Origin of the sequence: Pseudomonas putida (assembly GCA_041071465.1) — a bacterium.
GTDB lineage: Bacteria > Pseudomonadota > Gammaproteobacteria > Pseudomonadales > Pseudomonadaceae > Aquipseudomonas > Aquipseudomonas putida_P.
Genome location: CP163498.1, coordinates 6,055,300 through 6,072,969, shown reverse-complemented (window position 1 = coordinate 6,072,969; position 17,670 = coordinate 6,055,300). Strand labels below are relative to the sequence as shown.

At 63.2% G+C, this 17,670-nt stretch carries 14 protein-coding genes and 1 pseudogene; 6 read left to right on the top strand and 9 right to left on the bottom strand.

Annotated elements, in window-relative coordinates:
- Positions 1-153: 153 nt before the first annotated feature.
- The gene (locus AB5975_27765) at positions 154-2,199 is read left to right on the top strand and encodes a TonB-dependent receptor family protein (GenBank protein XDR20192.1); all 2,046 of its coding nucleotides are present in this window, start codon (positions 154-156) and stop codon (positions 2,197-2,199) included.
- Between the two features lie 150 nt (positions 2,200-2,349).
- Here AB5975_27765 and AB5975_27760 read toward each other — a convergent pair whose 3' ends face one another.
- From AB5975_27760 to AB5975_27735, 6 genes are all read right to left on the bottom strand, one after another.
- Positions 2,350-3,645, bottom strand: a complete 1,296-nt coding sequence (locus tag AB5975_27760; GenBank protein XDR20191.1) for an NAD(P)/FAD-dependent oxidoreductase — start codon at positions 3,643-3,645, stop codon at positions 2,350-2,352.
- Positions 3,646-3,698: 53 nt separating this feature from the next.
- On the bottom strand, positions 3,699-4,121 hold the full coding sequence (locus tag AB5975_27755) for a RidA family protein (protein ID XDR20190.1): 423 nt from the start codon (positions 4,119-4,121) through the stop codon (positions 3,699-3,701).
- Between the two features lie 32 nt (positions 4,122-4,153).
- The gene (locus AB5975_27750) at positions 4,154-5,293 is read right to left on the bottom strand and encodes a tyramine oxidase subunit B (GenBank protein XDR20189.1); all 1,140 of its coding nucleotides are present in this window, start codon (positions 5,291-5,293) and stop codon (positions 4,154-4,156) included.
- 125 nt (positions 5,294-5,418) lie between these two features.
- Positions 5,419-6,636 carry a multidrug effflux MFS transporter gene (locus AB5975_27745; protein XDR20188.1) on the bottom strand — a complete coding sequence of 406 codons (1,218 nt, stop codon included), beginning with the start codon at positions 6,634-6,636 and terminating at the stop codon, positions 5,419-5,421.
- Between the two features lie 215 nt (positions 6,637-6,851).
- The gene (locus AB5975_27740; protein ID XDR20187.1) at positions 6,852-8,162 is read right to left on the bottom strand and encodes a hypothetical protein; all 1,311 of its coding nucleotides are present in this window, start codon (positions 8,160-8,162) and stop codon (positions 6,852-6,854) included.
- Positions 8,163-8,339: 177 nt separating this feature from the next.
- Positions 8,340-9,827 carry an aldehyde dehydrogenase family protein gene (locus AB5975_27735; GenBank protein XDR20186.1) on the bottom strand — a complete coding sequence of 496 codons (1,488 nt, stop codon included), beginning with the start codon at positions 9,825-9,827 and terminating at the stop codon, positions 8,340-8,342.
- Between the two features lie 376 nt (positions 9,828-10,203).
- Between AB5975_27735 and AB5975_27730 the strand changes: the two genes are divergently transcribed.
- The 3 genes and pseudogenes from AB5975_27730 (at position 10,204) to feaR (ending at position 13,310) form a co-directional block, all read left to right on the top strand.
- Positions 10,204-11,700: an APC family permease gene (locus AB5975_27730; GenBank protein ID XDR20185.1), complete on the top strand. Its 1,497-nt coding sequence runs from the start codon at positions 10,204-10,206 to the stop codon at positions 11,698-11,700.
- Positions 11,681-12,253: a DUF3156 family protein gene (locus AB5975_27725; protein ID XDR20184.1), complete on the top strand. Its 573-nt coding sequence runs from the start codon at positions 11,681-11,683 to the stop codon at positions 12,251-12,253. Before AB5975_27730 ends, AB5975_27725 begins: the two co-directional genes overlap by 20 nt.
- Positions 12,254-12,366: 113 nt before the next feature.
- Positions 12,367-13,310: pseudogene (feaR, locus tag AB5975_27720) on the top strand (transcriptional regulator FeaR).
- Here feaR and AB5975_27715 read toward each other — a convergent pair.
- Positions 13,292-13,657 carry a cupin domain-containing protein gene (locus tag AB5975_27715; GenBank protein ID XDR20183.1) on the bottom strand — a complete coding sequence of 122 codons (366 nt, stop codon included), beginning with the start codon at positions 13,655-13,657 and terminating at the stop codon, positions 13,292-13,294. The pseudogene feaR and the gene AB5975_27715 overlap by 19 nt on opposite strands.
- 30 nt (positions 13,658-13,687) lie before the next feature.
- Positions 13,688-14,986: an NAD(P)/FAD-dependent oxidoreductase gene (locus tag AB5975_27710; protein ID XDR20182.1), complete on the bottom strand. Its 1,299-nt coding sequence runs from the start codon at positions 14,984-14,986 to the stop codon at positions 13,688-13,690.
- 245 nt (positions 14,987-15,231) lie between these two features.
- Between AB5975_27710 and hpaR the strand changes: the two genes are divergently transcribed.
- The gene (hpaR, locus tag AB5975_27705) at positions 15,232-15,654 is read left to right on the top strand and encodes a homoprotocatechuate degradation operon regulator HpaR (protein ID XDR20181.1); all 423 of its coding nucleotides are present in this window, start codon (positions 15,232-15,234) and stop codon (positions 15,652-15,654) included.
- 11 nt (positions 15,655-15,665) lie between these two features.
- Here hpaR and AB5975_27700 read toward each other — a convergent pair whose 3' ends face one another.
- Positions 15,666-16,265: a TetR/AcrR family transcriptional regulator gene (locus tag AB5975_27700; protein XDR20180.1), complete on the bottom strand. Its 600-nt coding sequence runs from the start codon at positions 16,263-16,265 to the stop codon at positions 15,666-15,668.
- Between the two features lie 202 nt (positions 16,266-16,467).
- Here AB5975_27700 and AB5975_27695 point away from each other — a divergent pair, with 202 nt between their 5' ends.
- Positions 16,468-17,637 (top strand): p-hydroxyphenylacetate 3-hydroxylase oxygenase component, encoded by a 1,170-nt coding sequence (locus AB5975_27695; protein ID XDR20179.1) that lies wholly within the window; start codon positions 16,468-16,470, stop codon positions 17,635-17,637.
- Positions 17,638-17,670 lie beyond the last annotated feature (33 nt).

The following is a 17,670-nucleotide window of genomic DNA, read 5'->3' as shown; positions in this document are numbered from 1 at the left end:
TTGCCAGAGGAAATCCAGCGTTAACCCGTCTTGGCGTTCGCGCTGGCGCTGCTGGTCTGGTGTAATACCGGCAATTTCCGGAAGCTGCGCATGTATCGATTTCTTTTTCGTGTTCCCTCATCTACAAGCCTGGCCCTGCTGTTTGCAGGCGGCATGAGCGCCAATAGCGTTGCCAGGGCCCATTCGCCCGATGTCGTCGTCATGGATCCGCTGGTGGTTACCGGCGCCTACACGCCCACCAGCAGCTTTGACCTGCCGTTTTCGGTCGATACCGTTGACCTGTCCCACGGCACTGATGGCCAGCTTGGCGTCAACCTGTCGGAAGTGCTGAGCAAGGTGCCCGGCCTGGTGGTGCAGAACCGGCAGAACTATGCCCAGGACCTGCAGATTTCCTCACGGGGCTACGGTGCCCGTTCAGCGTTCGGTGTGCGCGGTATCAAGTTGCTGAGCGATGGTATTCCTGCCAGTACCCCCGACGGGCAAGGGCAGGCAGCCACACTGAACCTGGACGTGGCCGAGCGCATCGAGGTGCTGCGTGGCCCGGCTGCGACGTTGTATGGCAGCAACGCCGGTGGCGTGATCCAGATGTTCACCCGCGACGGGCAGGGCCCGGCCCGCGTTGGCGCTGAAACCACGTTCGGCAGTGACGGCTTCAACAAGAATCACCTGTCCGCCGAGGGCGGTAACGACACCGCCGGTTTCGTGCTGGATGCCTCGCGCATGGACACCGATGGTTACCGCGACCACAGTGCAGCACGCCGCGACCAGACGTTCGCCAAGGTCAATTTCAAGCCCGACGACGACTCGCGCATGGCGCTGATCTACAGCAGCCTGGAGCAGAACGACACGCAGGACCCGCTGGGGCAGAAGTGGGATGCCTACAAGCACGACCCTCGTTCTACCGCGGTCGAGGCAGAGAAATACAACACGCGTAAAAGCATCGATCATCAACAGCTGGGCATGAACTACGAGCGCTATTTCGGTGATGCCACATTGCAGTTCAACCTGTACGCGGGGCGACGCAGTGTTGTGCAGTACCTGTCCATATCAGAAAAAGCACCTTCAAACGTGCAGCGTGGTGGCGGAGTCGTTGACTTCGACCGCGAATTCCACGGCGGCACCCTGCGCTGGATCCAGCCGGTTGTCGAGGTGCCCGGTAACCTCACGTTCACCGTCGGCGCCGATTACGACCAGAGCACGGATGACCGCCGCGGCTACCAGAACTTCAGCGGCGACCAGTTGGGCGTCAAGGGCGAACTGCGCCGCGACGAGCAGGACACGGCCACCAGCCTGGACCCCTACCTGCAGGCGCACTGGGAAATCGGCAACTGGACCAGCGAACTGGGGCTGCGCTACAGCACCATGAAAATGCGCGTCGATGACCATTACCTGGCCAACGGTGATTCGAGTGGTTCGAAGACGTACCAGCAGGCCACCCCGTCGCTGTCGGTGATGTATGCGTTCACCCCCGACCTGCGCGGCTACGCAAGCGTTGGTAAAGGTTTCGAAACCCCCACGCAGGCCGAAATGGCCTATGCGCCGGGTGAGGTCGAACGTTTCAACTTCGGGCTCAAACCTGCCACCAGCATGCAGTATGAAGTGGGTGTGAAGTATCGCCTGGGCGAACGCACGCGCTTGAATGCGGCGGTGTATGAAATTCAAACCGATGACGAAATCGTCGTTGCCAACGCTACGGCTGGCCGCACCAGTTATCGCAATGCAGGGCGCACGACAAGACGCGGTTTCGAGGCGAGCCTGCAGAGTGACCTGGGCGAGCAATGGCAGACCACGGTGGTGTACACCCGCACCGATGCGCGCTATGCCGAAGATGTCAGTTCGGCCATCGAACGTGGCAACCGGCTGCCGGGTGTGCCGCTCGACAACCTGTATGGCGAGCTGGTGTGGAAACCCGTTCCGTCGGTCAGCATGGGGGTAGAAGGGCAATACCGCAGCAAGGTGTATGTGGACGACAGCAACAACGCCAAACCGGCACCTGCGTATGCCGTATTCAACTGGCGGACGCGTTTCGAACAGCACGTCGGGCCCTGGACGTTCCATCAACTGGTGCGTTTGGACAACCTGTTCGACCGGCAGTATGTGGGGTCGGTGATCGTTGGCGACAGCAACGGGCGTTATTACGAGGCAGCGCCTGGGCGATCGTGGTATGCGGGGGCGGGGTTGGAGTACCAGTTCAGATAGCTTCGTGGCCATCTTGGGTGTCGCTCCACGCGGCGATGATGCTGGGGGCGCGAAGCGCCCCCTCTATCTCCCTTCGGGACTGGCGCCCAGGGCACCATTGGGTAGGCTGTACACCGAGTACAGCACGTTCATCCACCCTGGCGTGTTAGTTCAGGCGAAGCGCTCGAAGCGGTAAGGGCTTGGGTCAATCAGGGGTGCAGCCTGGGATACCAGGTCCGCCGCCAACTGGCCGGCAGCGGGCGAGGTGCCGAAGCCATGCCCGGAAAAACCGGTGGCCAGGGTCAGGCCTGGGATGCTGGCCACCGGGCCGATTACCGGGTTGGAGTCGGGGGTGACGTCAATCGTGCCAGCCCAGGCGCTGGCGATGCGTGCCTGTTCGAATACCGGCCAGGCCGCTTTGAGGTTGCGCATGGCCTCGTCGTTGAGTGCTGGGTTGGCGTGTGGGTCTTGTACCCTTACGCGCTCGAAAGGGGTCACATCCGTGGCTTTCCAACGCCGGGCCAGGGCCAGGTCCTTGAAGAAGTATTTGCCAAAGCTGATGCGCAAAAAGTCCCGCTGCGCACGCAGCTGGGGCAGGTAACGCTTGCCCAGCAGCAGGTGGTCGAGGGTGAGGAAAGCATCCAGTGCGCCGCGCTGGGTGATGATGTAACCGCCGTCCTTGTGCTTGCGAAACGAAAAGTCCGGTGCGCCGACGGCGATATCGGTAGGCCCGTCCATTGGCTCGGTGCGCAGCACGGAACAGGTCAGCGGCAAGGTCGGCAGGTTGATGCCCAGGTTGCCGAGGAACTTGCGCGACCATAGGCCACCGGCCAGCAATACCTGGTCGCAGCGGATTTCGCCTTGCTCGGTGACCACCCCGCTGATACGGCCGGTTGCGGTGACCAGCGTACGCACCGCGCAGTTCTCCACCACTACCGCGCCTTTGGCAATGGCCGCACCGGCGATGGCGCTGGCGGCCAGCGTCGGTTCTGCGCGGGCATCGGAGGGTGTGAAGATGCCGCCTGCCCAATCCGCCCGACCACCCGGCACTTTCTGGGCGATTTCACGCGCGCTCAGCAGGCGCGAATCCAGGCCCAGCGCCTCGACACTTTTAAGCCAGCCTTCATGCATGCCCATCTGCGTGTCGTTGCGGCCGATGAACATGATGCCCGCCTGGCGATAGCCAACGTCACTGCCTACGCGCGCTGGCATCTCGGCCCACAGCCGGTCGGCCGCCAGTGCCAGGGGGATGTCGTGGGCGTGACGGTTGGTCTTGCGCACCCAGCCCAAGTTGCGCGACGACTGCTCGCCAGCGATGCGCCCCTTTTCCAGCACCACCACCGGTATGTTGCGCTCGGCGAGCGTCAGTGCGGCAGTCAGGCCGATGATGCCGCCACCGATGATCACCACAGTCGTGGCGGCGGGGTGGCGGGTGCTGGTTTGCACGGGGGCGATCGTGGGAGACATGGCTTTACTCATTGTGGTTCGGGCAGAGGAGTGCTCAGCGGCAGCCAGCGGTTTTACTGGCCAAGGCGGATCAGGGTCACTTGCGCTTGCCCCGCACCGCGGTAGGCAGTGACTTCCAGCTCGACCTTGTACACGGTGGAGCCCAACGGCGGGCAGGTGACCGTGGTGGCCGGGTCGATGCCGCGGAACTTCTGGCCGATCACGTCCATGACCTGCGGCACATCGGCCGGGTCCTGAATGAATACCCGCGAATTGATGACGTCGGCCAGGCTGGCATCGACCGCGGCCAAGGCGGTTTCGATATTGGCGAACACCTGGTGGGTCTGTTCGATCACGTCCTCCGGGATCAGCTGGGTCTGCGGGTTGCGCCCGGCGGTGTTGGAAACGTGAATCCAGTTGTCCACCGCCACCAGGCGGGAGTAGCTGGCCATGTCTTCGAATTTGGAGCCGGTTTTCAGTTTGGTGATCTGTGTCATGGGTTTTGCCTCGTTGTCCGGTAATGGGTGAATCAGCTGAGAACGGGGGTTTCCCAAAGGTTGAGCTTCACGCCGATGCCTTGCTCCAGCGCCTTGCGGTACACCACGGTGCCCCAGGCCACATCCTCGACAGGCATGCCGCCTACCGACATCAGGATGATTTCGTCGTCATGCAGACGCCCTGGTGCGTCGCCGCTGATGATCTTGCCGATGTCTTCCACCTGCTCGGCGGCCAGCTTGCCTTCGTGAATCATGTCCATGAAACGCACGCCTACCAGCGGCACGTGGTTATGCGCAGGCTTGGGCAGTTCTTCGAACCAGGCCTCGTAAAGGCCGGTGTTGTCGACCACCTTGCGGACGTCGTCCTGCTCCATGCCGGCATCGATGCTGCACGGGGCTGGCATCGCCAGGAATGCGCCAGGCTTGACCCATTCGCGACGCACCAGGGGGTACTGGCTGGGGTCGCCCACTTCGCCCGAGCTGCAGTAGGTGACCAGGTCGGAGCCGCGTACCACCTCTTCCAGGGTTTCAACCACCTGGACGTTGACGATTTGCGGGAAGCTGGCTTTGACCCAGGCGACGAAGGCATCCAGGTTTTTCTGGCCGCGGCCCTTGATCTTGATGGTGTCGATCAGTGGGCAGACAGCCATGAACGCGGCGACCGTGGTTTTGCCCATCACCCCCGGGCCGGCCAGGCCGATGACCTTGGCGTCCTTGCGCGCCAGGTGGCGGGCACCTACGCCTGGGATGGCGCCGGTACGGTAGGCCGACAGCAGGTTGGCCGACATGTGCGCCAGTGGTGCGCCAGTGTCGGCATCGTTGAGGGTGAACATCAGGATCGAGCGGGGCAGGCCTTTCTCGCGGTTGGCGATGTTCGAGCCGTACCACTTGGCGCCGGCGGTCTGGAAGTTGCCGCCGAGGTAGGCTGGCATCGCCATCATGCGCCGGTCGGCGGTGGGCTTGGGCATATTGGGGAAGGGCGAGTGCTCGGGGAAGGTGATCATCGCACCGTGCGAGTCGCTGTTCGGGCCGGCCATGCGGTAGTCGCCCTGGTACAGCAAGCCGAACATTTCTTCCATGGTGTCGACACAGGCGGGCATGTCGGTGACGCCGGCGCGGATCATGTCCTGCTCGGACAGGTAGATGAAGTCAATTCTGGTATCGAGGGTCATAGCGGGTCTCGCAGGGCTGGCTGCCATCGGATTTATTGTTGGTATCGAGGCAGCCAGTTTCGCTAACGACTGGTAGGTCGTCTTGTGCCTGCCTGCCAGCCGAGTTGACCGTCAGTGCCAGGGCTTCAATGGCCAGCGAGCGAGAAGCTGGCGGGGGTATCGCGCAGGCTGAGAGCGGTCAGCAGGCACACCACCAAGGTGCACAGGGCCAGCAGCGCGGCCCAGGCGGTCGGGCCGTGGTCGAGCACCACGGCGGCCAACGGGGCTGCGCCGGCAGATGCAGACAGCTGAATAGCGCCCAGCAGCGCTGCGGTGGAGCCCAGCGCCTTGTCTTGCGAGGCCATGACCAGCGACATCAGCGTCGATTCGGCTATGCCCAGGCCGAACAGCGCCACCACCATGCCGCCAGCCACACCCGGCAGCCCCAGGCCGGTCAGCGCACCGAGCAGGCTGATGCAGGCGCCGCCAGCCATGCATAGCACGCCCAGGCGGGTCAGGGTATTCAAGCCCAGGCGGCTGATCAGGCGGCTGGCGGCCATGGCGCCAAACAGGATCGATACCCCGGTAGCGCCGAACAGCAGGCCGAAGGCCTGGGCGCTCAGGCCGTAGTGGGCCTGGTACACCAGGGTGGCACCGCCGATGTAGGCGAACAGGAAGAAGAACACCGCGGCCACTGCTAGGGTCGGGCGCAGGAAGCGGCGGTCGGCCAGAATGGCCAGGTAGGTACGGCAGGCGTGGCCCAGGCGCAGCGGTTCGCGTTTGCCCGGGGGCAGGGTTTCCGGCAGGTTCAGCAGGCTGTTGAGCAGCACCGCCAGCCCCATGCCGGCGAGTACCAACATCACCGCGCGCCAGCCGAAATGCGCGTCGATCACGCCGCCCAGGGCCGGTGCCAGGATCGGTGCCACACCTTCGATGGTCATCAGCAGGGCGAACAGTTTGGTCGCGGCAACGCCCTGGCTCACATCACGCACCATGCTCATGATCACGACCAGGGTCAGCGCGCTGCCCAGCCCCTGGAAGAAGCGCAGCATGATCAGGGTGTCGAGGCTGGGGGCCGCGGCTGCGCCGAGTGAGCAGAGGATGAACAGCAGCAGGCCGGCCAGCAGCGGTTTGCGCCGGCCATAGGCGTCGACGATGGGGCCGAAGATCAGCTGGCCGGCGCCCATGGCCAGCAGGAAGAAGGTCAGCGTCAGCTGCACACGCGTGAAACTGGCCTGATAGTGGCTGGCGATTTCCGGCAGGCTCGACAGGTACATGTCGACGGCGGAAGGGCCGAGTGCGCCAATCAGGCCGAGGCCCAGGGCGAAGCTGAAACGTATTGGGGGAGAGGGATCTGCGTGCATGGTCTTCTCTGTCTGTTTTTCGCCTACCGATCGGTAGGTTGGCGAATCTTGTTTGCCCAATCAGAGAAGGTCAAACGCTTCTGGAGGTCAGTCACCCATCCCTGTGGGAGCGGGCATGCCCGCGAACACCGGCAAAGCCGGTGCCATACACCGAGTCGCCTTCTTCGCGGGCATGCCCGCTCCCACGGGTATTCCGAAAGCCTTTAGTGGTTGCTTTAGAACGGCACGGCCACGGTCAGCTGGCTGTACACGTTGGTGCCGTTGCCGCCGACCTGATTGCCACCGTTGCTTTCATCCTTGCGTGGCTGGTACAGGCCCACCAGCGGGCTGATGATCAGGTGGTCGTTGACTGCCCATTCCACATACAGGTCCAGCTCCCTGGCATCGAGGTTGAGGCTATCGCGGGTGCGTACGGTGTCGAAATCGAAGTACAGCGCGCCAACCGTGAGGTTTTCCAACGGCGTCGCCTTCACGCCCACATGGTGGATGCCGGTATTGCTGTTGAACGGGCCGGCGTAGTTGGCGGCGACTTCGCCCTGGAACCAGGTGCCATAACCGGAGGACAAGCCGCTGAACAGCGAGTCCCAGCCGGCTGAGTAGCGGGTGTAGCGGTAGGTGATCGACGGTGCCCAGGGCAGGTCGGCGAAGGTGTAGCCGGCCTGCAGGTACCAGGCTTGCTCGGGGCCGTCGGTCTTGTCCTGCCAAGCGTACTCAAAGGCGAAGCTGGCATTGTCGATGCCGGCGCTGCCTTCGCCGCGCAGGCTGTACACGTCCATGCCTTCGCGGGCTTTCTGGAACTCGCTGGCCCACTGGTCGGCGACGTCGATGCCGTGAATCCAGGTCAGCCCCAAAGTGCCCAGGGCGTGGGTGTAGTCCAGCGTGCCAGCGGCCAGTTCGGTTTCGGCCTGGGCGCGGTTGTCGGATTTCAGCCACAGCAGGCTGCCATGCAGGCCATCGCTGCCACCCAGGCGCAGCATGGCGGTGCGGTCGAAGGCATGGCGGGCGGCCAGATAGTAGGCACCACCCCGATCGAGGGCGCCGTCGGCCACGCCATTACCGAGGTTCGGGCCGTCGTCGTTGATCAGGAAACCACTGCCCAGGCGAATGGTCTGGCGGCCTGCGGAAAGGTCCACGCCATCCTTGCCCAATACCGGGAACAGATCGCCTGAGCGCCAACCCAGGAAGGCGTCCTCGATCTTGGTGGTGCGTTCCGAACCATCGGTATTGCCGGCCGCATCGCCGTCGCCCCAGGTGGCCGAGCTTACCCAGTTCAGGCTGCCATACAGCGTGCCGTTGCCGGCCAGGCCCTGGTCACCGCTGAGGCCATACTTGATGAAGCCTTCGCGCCAGGTCGAGCCGCCCGTGGTGCCGTCGTAGTTCTTGCGGCTATTGAACATGCCCCATACCGCCAGCATGTCGGCGTTCAGGTGGCTGTCCTCGTCGGCGTACAGCTCAACGGCCGGCGCGGCCTGGCTGGCCAGCAAGGTTGCCAGTGCCAGGCTGGACAGCGTCTGTGGTTTGACCATTTGCACATCCCTCGTTTTCTCGGCCGCCTGCAAGGCGGCCCTTGTTGTTCGGGGGCACCCTCGGTCTGGCGAGGGGCCATCGCGGTTGGCGGCGATGGCCTATTAGGGCGTGTGCGGTAGGGCGGGGTCTTGTTCGTGGCTGCCAAGGCGTTTGCACGCCTTGGCCAAGGGGTGTGGTCAGTAGCGAATCATCACCGACTTGAGTTCGGTGAAGTCATCGATGAACGCCGAGCCGAACTCGCGGCCAACGCCGGATGCCTTGATGCCACCAAACGGCACAGCCGGGTCGAGTAGTGTGTGCATGTTCACCCACAGGGTGCCGGCCTGGATTTGCGGGATCATGCGCATGGCCTTGCCCAGGTCGTTGGTCCACAGGCTGGCACTGAGGCCGTAGGGCGAGGCGTTCATCAACTGCAGCAGCTCGTCTTCGTCGTCATACGGCAGGAAGGTCGCCACCGGGCCAAAGGTTTCCTGGTTGAGCAGGGTGTCGTTGGCCGACCTGGCGAGGATTACCGTAGGTTCGACAAAGCAACCGGGGCCGTCGCCCAGCTTGCCGCCATGGATGATTTGGCTACCTTCGGCGCGCGCAGTGGCGAACAGTTCCGCCAGCTTCTGCTGGTGTGGCTTGTTGGCCACCGGGCCGAACTGAGTGGATTCGTCCAGCGGCGAGCCGATCTTCAGTTGGCCCAGGCGCTGGGACAGCGCGTCCAGCAACGGGTCGATGCGCGAATGGTGCACGTAGAAGCGTTCGCCAGCCGCGCAGATTTGCCCCGAGTGCAGGAAGCCGGCTTCGATGATGCCGTCCACGGCCTTGTCGGTTGCCACATCGGGCAGGAAGGCCACCGCATTCTTGCCACCCAGTTCCAGTGTCGCCCGGGTCAGCTTGGCACCCATGGCAGCCTGGCCGACGGCGATGCCGGTTGGGACCGAGCCGGTGAATGAAACTTTGTCGGTACCGGCGTGCTCGATCAGTGCCTTGCCCACCAGGCCGCCACCGGTCAGCACGTTCAGCGCCCCGGCCGGCAGGCCGGCTTGTGTGGCCAGTTCGGCGATGCGCAGCAGCGTCAGTGGGGTAAATTCACTCGGCTTGAGGATGATGCTGCAGCCGGTGGTCAGGGCCGAGGCCAGCTTCCAGATGGCGATCATGGTGGCGAAGTTCCACGGCACGATGCCCACCACCACGCCGATCGGCTCGCGCAGGGTGAAGGCACTGTAGCGCTCACCGGCGAACGAGGGCAGCGACGGGGTGATGGTCTGGCCGGTGATCTTGGTGGCCCAGCCGGCGTAGTAGCGCAGGAAGTGCGCGGCCTGCTCTACTTCGAAGGCGCGGGAGATACCAATCAGTTTGCCGGACTGCACAGTTTCCAGCTGCGCCAGCTCTTCGCGGTAGGCTTCCAGCAGGTCGGCCAGCTTGAACAGCACCGCCGCGCGGGCGGCGGGGCTGGTGTGCGACCAGGTGGCAAAGCCTTGGCGCGAGGAGCTGACGGCATGGTCGACATCGGCCTGGTTGGCGTCGGCGATGTGGGCGATGGTCTGGCCGTTGGCTGGGTTGACCACGGCGATTGTCGACGACGACTGGCTGGCGAGGTGCTGGCCGTGGATGAACACGCCATGCTCGCGGGCCAGGAAGGCCGTGACGGCAGGTAGGAGGGTGATGTCGCTCATGCAAACTCCGGGGCAGGTGGCCAAAGCTTGCAGCTTAGTGAGCGGGGCAGAGCGGTTCTTGTGCCTGCGTGACAGGGGCATGACTGTGGCTGCCAAGCGATGAGTCAGCCTTGCGCGATCCCTTGTAGGAGCGGCCTTGTGTCGCGATCGGGCTGCGCAGCAGCCCCCGTTTTTTGCATCACAGCCAATATCGCCGGGGCCGCTTTGCGGCCCGATCGCGACACAAGGCCGCTCCTACAGGGGCATCGCCAGGCTCTGGAGCTGATTGCTGGCAGGCAGCAACAAGCCCGGCGGCAGCCATCGGCAAGACGGCATGCCACCTGCAGCGCACAGTAATCACTCGTTCAACGCCACAAAAACAAGCCGGGGCATAACGATGTCACTCAATAACAAGCTCACCGAGCACCTCAACCGCGGCACGGTCGGTTTCCCCACCGCACTGGCCAGCACCGTCGGGCTGATCATGGCCAGCCCGGTGATCCTCACCGCAACCATGGGCTTTGGCATCGGCGGCAGCGCCTTCGCTGTGGCCATGGTCATGGCCGCACTGATGATGCTGGCGCAATCCACCACCTTTGCCGAGGCGGCGTCGATCCTGCCGACCACGGGCTCGGTGTACGACTACATCAACTGCGGCATGGGCCGCTTCTTCGCCATCACCGGCACACTGTCGGCCTACCTGATCGTGCATGTGTTCGCCGGTACCGCCGAAACCATCCTGTCGGGGGTGATGGCGCTGGTGAACTTCGAGCACCTCAACACCCTGGCAGAGTCAGCCGGTGGTTCGTGGTTGCTGGGGGTGTGTTTCGTGGTGGCGTTCGCGGTGCTCAATGCCTTTGGCGTCAGCGCGTTCAGCCGCGCCGAAGTGGTGCTGACCTTCGGCATGTGGACCACCTTGATGGTGTTCGGCGTGCTGGGCCTGATCGCAGCACCTGCGGTGGAGCTGGACGGCCCGTTCGGCGTGTCGCTGGTGGGCACCGACCTGATGACCATCCTGTCGTTGGTCGGCATGGCCATGTTCATGTTCGTCGGCTGCGAGTTCGTCACGCCGCTGGCGCCCGAGCTGCGACGCTCGGCCTGGGTGCTGCCACGGGCCATGGCGCTGGGCCTGTTCGGCGTTGCCAGTTGCATGTTCATCTACGGTGCGGCGATGAAGCGCCAGGTGGAAAACGTGGTGCTGGATGCCGCCAGTGGCGTGCACCTGCTGGACACGCCCATGGCCATCCCGCGCTTCGCCGAGCAGGTGATGGGCGACATCGGCCCGGTGTGGCTTGGTATCGGATTCCTGTTCGCCGGTGCGGCGACCATCAACACACTGATGGCCGGCGTACCGCGCATTCTCTATGGCATGGCGGTCGACGGCGCGTTGCCCAAGGTGTTCACCTACCTGCACCCGCGCTTCAAGACGCCGCTGCTGTGCATTCTGGTGGTGGCGTTGATCCCTTGCCTGCATGCCTGGTACCTGGGTGGCAACCCGGACAACATCCTGCACCTGGTGCTGGCCGCCGTGTGCGCCTGGAGCACCGCCTACCTGCTGGTGACGCTATCGGTGGTGATTTTGCGCATCCGTCGCCCGGACCTGCCGCGTGCCTACCGCTCGCCGCTGTTCCCGCTGCCGCAGATCCTCTCGAGCAGCGGCATCCTGATCGGCATGGCGTTCATCACGCCGCCAGGCATGAACCCCGCCGATGTCTACGTGCCGTTCGCCATCATGCTCGGTGCTACGGCGGCCTACGCGTTGTTCTGGACGCTGTGCGTGCAGAAGGTCAACCCGTTCAAGCCGGCGCGGGTCGAGGATGTGCTTGAGAAAGAATTCGCCGCCGAACCTGGCCACGCCGTGGAGCACCTGCAGCATGATCAGAAGTTTGCGTGAGCACCTGCTGGCGCCTCGGGCGCCTTCAGGTTACCGCCCAGGGGCGACGCTGATGTGCTTGGCGCGCAACCTGGGGCAGCAGGACCTTGCAGTTGCGGGGGTGCTCCACGACCCGGCTCAGGGCTGGCAGGCCAAGGTGCACGAACGCGTCGAGGCCCACCTGCTGATGCACATCGTCACCTGTGAGTTCCAGCTGCAGTTGCCTGCCCCGCAACAAGGCGAGGTCAGCCTGGAGCTGCGCCATACCGGTGCGCTGCGCCGTACCGGCCTTGCCTGCGTGTACCGCAAGGGTGATCGGGCACGCTTCGCTCAGTTGCGCGACCGCTTGCTGCAGCAGACCGCGCTGGTGGCGGCGCTGATGCCGCTGGATTTCAAGCGCCTGAGCCTGGCCTGTCGCGACGGTCAATGGCTGCTGACGCTGGAGCACATGGGCGGCAGCGAAGTGGTCAACCGTATGCCGGCGTTTCGTCGCTACATCCCTATCAGCCCGCAACAGCGGGCGCACCTGATGGCCAGCCTGGCTCAGTTCAGCCGTTTGCTCCCCAGCCTCTGACGCAGCTTGGCACATGCCTTGCTGTGTCTAACGACCAATGATGACAGTTGTGCGTGCATTGATAACATGTTAACAATGTGCGCATAACAACAAATCCTGCGTCGAGGGCAGCCATGCATACTCAACAATCCAACCGTCAGGGGCTGGAACGCTGGACCACGGCCATGCAACAGATCTGTGGCCGTTTCGAGACGGAGCTTGCGTCCAATCACTCGCTGTTCATCGGCGAGGTCTCCACCTTTTCCCGCGCTGGCTTGCCGCTGGCCAACCTGCGCACCAATGCCGGCAACATCCGTCGGCTGGGCGAAAACCCCACGCTCGACGATGACCAGCATTGCTTTCTGGTCAGCCAGCGTGCGGGTCACTCCACTGTATCTCAGGGTGGCCTGCAGGTTAGCCTGGCGCCGGGTGAGCTGCTGCTGATGGATTCGGTCGGGCGTTGTGAAATCACCCCAGCGGCCTGATCGAGCATGTCTCGCTGGCGCTGTCGCGCGAGCAGGTGCGCAAGTACGTGCAGGGCAGCGGCCCGATGTTCGGCAAGATATCGTCGAGCAACGCCTGCGGGCGCATGCTGCATGTGTTGATGGACCAGCTGTGCAAGGACGGCAACGTCAGCGGTGATGGTGCCCAGGGTGATGCGCTGCAGACCGCCTTCATCGCCTTGCTGGAGCCGGGCTTCGAGCGTAATGGCGAGGCGCCGGGCAACCTTGGGGCATTGAGCGGTGCCAACCTGCGCGGCTATGTGCAACAGGTGATCGACGAGTCGCTGTCACAGCCTGGGCTGACCCCAGCCAACCTTGCCGGGCGCCTTAACATCTCGGTACGCCACCTGTATCGGCTGTTCGAGGAGGAGGGGGATAGCGTGTGCCGCTACATTCAGCGGGCGCGCCTGATGCGCAGCGCCGATGATCTGGCCAACCCGTTCTTCAAGGGCGAGTCGATCACCTCGATCGCCTACAAGTGGGGGTTTACCGACTCGGCGCATTTCAGCCGTTCGTTCAAGAAGCAGTTCGAACGCTCGCCCAAGGACTACCGGGCTCAGGCCACCGCCAGGTAATGCTTGACGAATGAATCGCTCAACACTTCCCAAAGCACCGGGGTGCCCTTGGTCACGAACCAGGCATCACCGGGCTTGTAGCGGGTGACCTGGCCGTTGGATTCATCGGTCAGCTGGATTTCGCCGGTCACGATCACGGCCTGTTCGTCGAACGGGTAGACCATGCGGAACTTGCCGCGCGTAGTGCCGAAATAAGCACTGCTGACCGCGTCGTCAGGCGCGCCGTAGGTCATCTTGCCAAAGGCTTTCACGTCGCCTTCGAGTATTTCCGAGCCCAAATCGGCAACGCTGCCCCAGGCATCGAGTTCGGATAATTGTACGCCTTGCTTGGCGGCGGTAAGGGTCATGGCAGTTCTCCAGGGTTGAGTCGAACAGGTTCAGCGGCGGCCGTTGAAGTAGCCAGACAGCTGGTGCACGGTCTTGCCGGCGGTGAGCAGCAGCGGGCGCAGGTAGTCCTTGCCGAGGATGCGCGCATGCTTGACCGAACTGACCAGGTCATAGCGCCTGGAGCCTTCGAGCATGCCCTCGGCGAGGATCTTGCAGATGATGTGGCTGGGGGTGACGCCAAAGCCGGAGTAACCCTGCACGTAGAAGGCATTGGGCCGGTTGCCGAGGGTGCCGATTTGCGGAAACAGGTTGGCACTGGTGGCCATTGGTCCGCCCCAGGCCAGGTCGATGCGCACGTTTTTCAGGTAGGGAAAAATCTTCAGCATCAGCGCGCGGTTCCAGGCCTTCAGGTCCAGCGGAACGTGCTCGACGAAGGGGGTGGCGGCGCCGAACAGCAGGCGGTTCTCACGCGTGACCCGGTAGTAGTCGATCACCGGGCGGATATCGCTGTAGGCACCACGTATCGGGCTGATACGCTCGATCAGTTCATCCGGCAACGGCTCGGTCATCATCTGGAAGGCATAGGTGTTGATGGTGCGTGCGTGCAGCTCCGGCTCCAGCTTGTTGAGGAAGCTGTCGCACGCCCACAGCAGCTTGCTGGCGCGTACCGAACCGCGGCCGGTGCGGACCTTGATGCGTTCGCCGTAGGTCACTTCCAGGGCCGGGCTGTGTTCGAAGATGCGCGCGCCATGGCTGACCAGCGCCTGTGCTTCGCCCAGCAGCAGGTTCAGTGAATGCACATGGCCACCGCCCATATGCAGCAGGGCGCTGCTGTAGGCGGTGCTGCCGATGATCTGGTGCACCTCACTGCCGCCGAGAAAGCGGATTTCGTCGCGGGTGTTGATTGCCTTGAATGCCTTTTCCCACTTGCGCAGGGTTTGTTCCTGGCGGTGGTTGAAGCCCATGTAGCCATAGCCGTGGCAAAAGTCGGCGTCGATGGCGTAGCGGGCGATGCGTTCCTTGATGATGCCTGCGCCCAGCTCGCTGATCTCGAACATTTCCTTCACGCCTTGGTCACCCACGCTGCTGCGGATGTTTTCCAGGTCGTGGCCGATACCTGCCATGATCTGCCCACCGTTGCGCCCGGTACCGCCGTAGCCCAGGTAGCGGGCTTCGAGCACGACCACATTGGCCACACCCTGTTCTGCCAGCTCCAGCGCGGTGTTGATACCGGAGAAGCCACCGCCGATCACCACGACATCGGCTTCGATGTCATTTTCCAGGGTGGGGAAATTCAGGTTGTACTTCTTGGTCGCCGAGTAATACGTGGGGCTCTCGAGGGTGATCATGACGCAGCCTGCTGAATTGGAATTGTGATAGGGCCGTTTGCCGGGCGCTGGCACATGAGGCCATTGAGCGCCTGCCGATCATCAGCTGTCTTGCGCTTGCCTGCCAGCAAGTGTAACCAGCCTGCCACACGCAATCGGCGGCTGGCGCTGCTTCTTGGCAATGGGTAGAAAACATTCTATTAATGTATTAATGATTGTGCACTGGCATACTCGCCGGTTTGCTATTCCCAGCCCCACGAGCCCGCATGACCACACCAAGACCCTCCCTGACCCTGACCCTGTTGCAGGCGCGCGAAGCCACCATGGCGTTTTTCCGCCCAGCGTTGAATGCCCATGACCTGACCGAGCAGCAATGGCGGGTAATCCGTATCTTGCGCCAGCAAGGCGAGCTGGAAAGCCATCAGTTGGCTGAGCTGGCGTGCATTCTCAAACCCAGCATGAGTGGTGTGCTCAAGCGCCTGGAACGCGATGGGATCGTGGCGCGGCGCAAGTCGGCAGAAGACCAGCGCCGGGTGTTCATCAACCTGACCGACGCGGGGCAGCAGGCATTTGTGGCGATGAGTGAGGAAATGGCGCGCAACTACGACAAGATCCTCGCCCAGTTTGGCGAGGACAAGCTGCAGCAACTGATGCAGTTGCTGGATGAAATGAAGCGGATCAAACCCTGACGCGCCAGCCGTCAGCGGTTGAGTGACAGCGAGTCTTCGAGCACTTTCAGCAAGGCTGTCGCGCGCCGCTCATAGGCGGCGGGGCCTGCGTACATCAGCTCTACATACAGGCTGTCGATGATGCCCAGGTAGGCATTGGCGTACAGCGCCAGGCGGCTTTGCTGCTCATCAGCCCAGTTGTTCCGAGCTTGCAGGGCCTTGCAGAACCCTTCGCGTATGCCGTCCAGGTACTTTTCGAAGCCGCAAGTGACAACCGGCTTGATGCCCGCCGGGGGCAGGAAGGCCGTGCGCAACACGAAGCGCAGCGCAGCGGAGCCGCGATAACGCTCGGCCAGGTGCAAGGCCAGCCAGTGCCCGGGCGCCAGGCCGTCGCGATCTTCCTGCGCAAAACCCTGTTCGACAAACGTCGTTTCCTGCACCAGCGCACGCTGGAACACCTCCACGAACAAAGCATCCTTGTTGGCGAAGTGTGCATACAGTGAAGCTTTGCGCATGCCGGCCAGCTGGGCGATTTCGTTCAGCGAAGAGGCATCGTAGCCATACTCGGCGAAGTGGCCGACGGCGGCATCGCACACACGCACCGCAGAAGGGGAAAGGTCTTTCAACAGCATCGCTCCGTCAGGGGCGCGGCAGGCCGCGCGCGTCATATGGGTGGGATTGTGGTGATCGCAAATGCACGGGTCAATGCTTGTGGATGGGCAATTTCTGCACACCATGAAAAGTGCAATGTTCCCCTCGTAACGTGCATTCCGCCGCCCAATCGCGGCTCACATACTGAACGCGTCTTCGAATCCAATAAGAAAGAGACCGTTCATGAAAAAGCCAAACCCCCTGCTGGAAGACCTGAGATCCATCCTGCCGACCATCGCCGCCAATGCCATGCGTGCAGAACAGGACCGCAGCGTGCCGGCAGAGAACATCACCCTGCTGAAAAGCATCGGCATGCACCGCGCTTTCTTGCCCAAACACTACGGCGGCATGGAAATCACCCTGCCGCAATTCGCCGAGTGCATCGCCCAGCTGGCGGGCGCCTGCGCCAGCACCGCCTGGGCCATGAGCTTGCTGTGCACCCACAGCCATCAGATGGCGATGTTCTCGCCCAAGCTGCAGCAGGAGGTGTGGGGCAGCGACCCGGATGCCACTGCCAGCAGCAGTATCGCGCCATTTGGCCGTACCGAAGAGGTCGAGGGTGGCGTGTCGTTCAGCGGCGAGATGGGCTGGAGTTCTGGTTGCGACCACGCCGAGTGGGCGATCGTAGGTTTTCGCCGCAACAATGCCGAAGGCACTCAGGATTACTGCTTCGCCATCCTGCCGCGCAGCGATTATGAAATCCGTGATGACTGGTATGCCGTGGGCATGCGCGGCAGTGGCAGCAAGACCTTGATCGTGCGTGACGCCTTCGTGCCTGAGCACCGTATCCAGAAAGCCAAGGACATGATGGAGGGCAAGTCGGCGGGCTTTGGCCTGTACCCGGACAGCAAGATCTTCTTCGCCCCATACCGCCCGTACTTCGCCAGCGGTTTTTCCACCGTGAGCCTCGGCGTTGCCGAGCGCATGCTGGAGGTGTTCCGCGAGAAAACCCGCAACCGCGTGCGTGCCTACACCGGTGCTGCCGTGGGCGCTGCTACCCCAGCGCTGATGCGCCTGGCCGAATCGACCCATCAGGTGGCCGCCGCCCGGGCACTGCTGGAAAAAAGCTGGGACGAAATTGCCGAGCACAGCGCCCGCCATGAATACCCCTCGCGTGGCACGCTGGCATTCTGGCGCACCAACCAGGGCTATGCAGTGAAACTGTGCATCCAGGCCGTGGACCGCCTGATGGAAGCGGCCGGTGGTGGCGCCTGGTTCGAGAGCAACGAACTGCAACGCCTGTTCCGCGATTCGCACATGACCGGCGCCCATGCCTACACCGACTACGACGTTTGCGCGCAGATCCTCGGCCGCGAGTTGATGGGCCTGGAGCCCGACCCGACCATGGTCTGAGTCGCTTTCCGTTTCAATCATCCCTCACAAGCA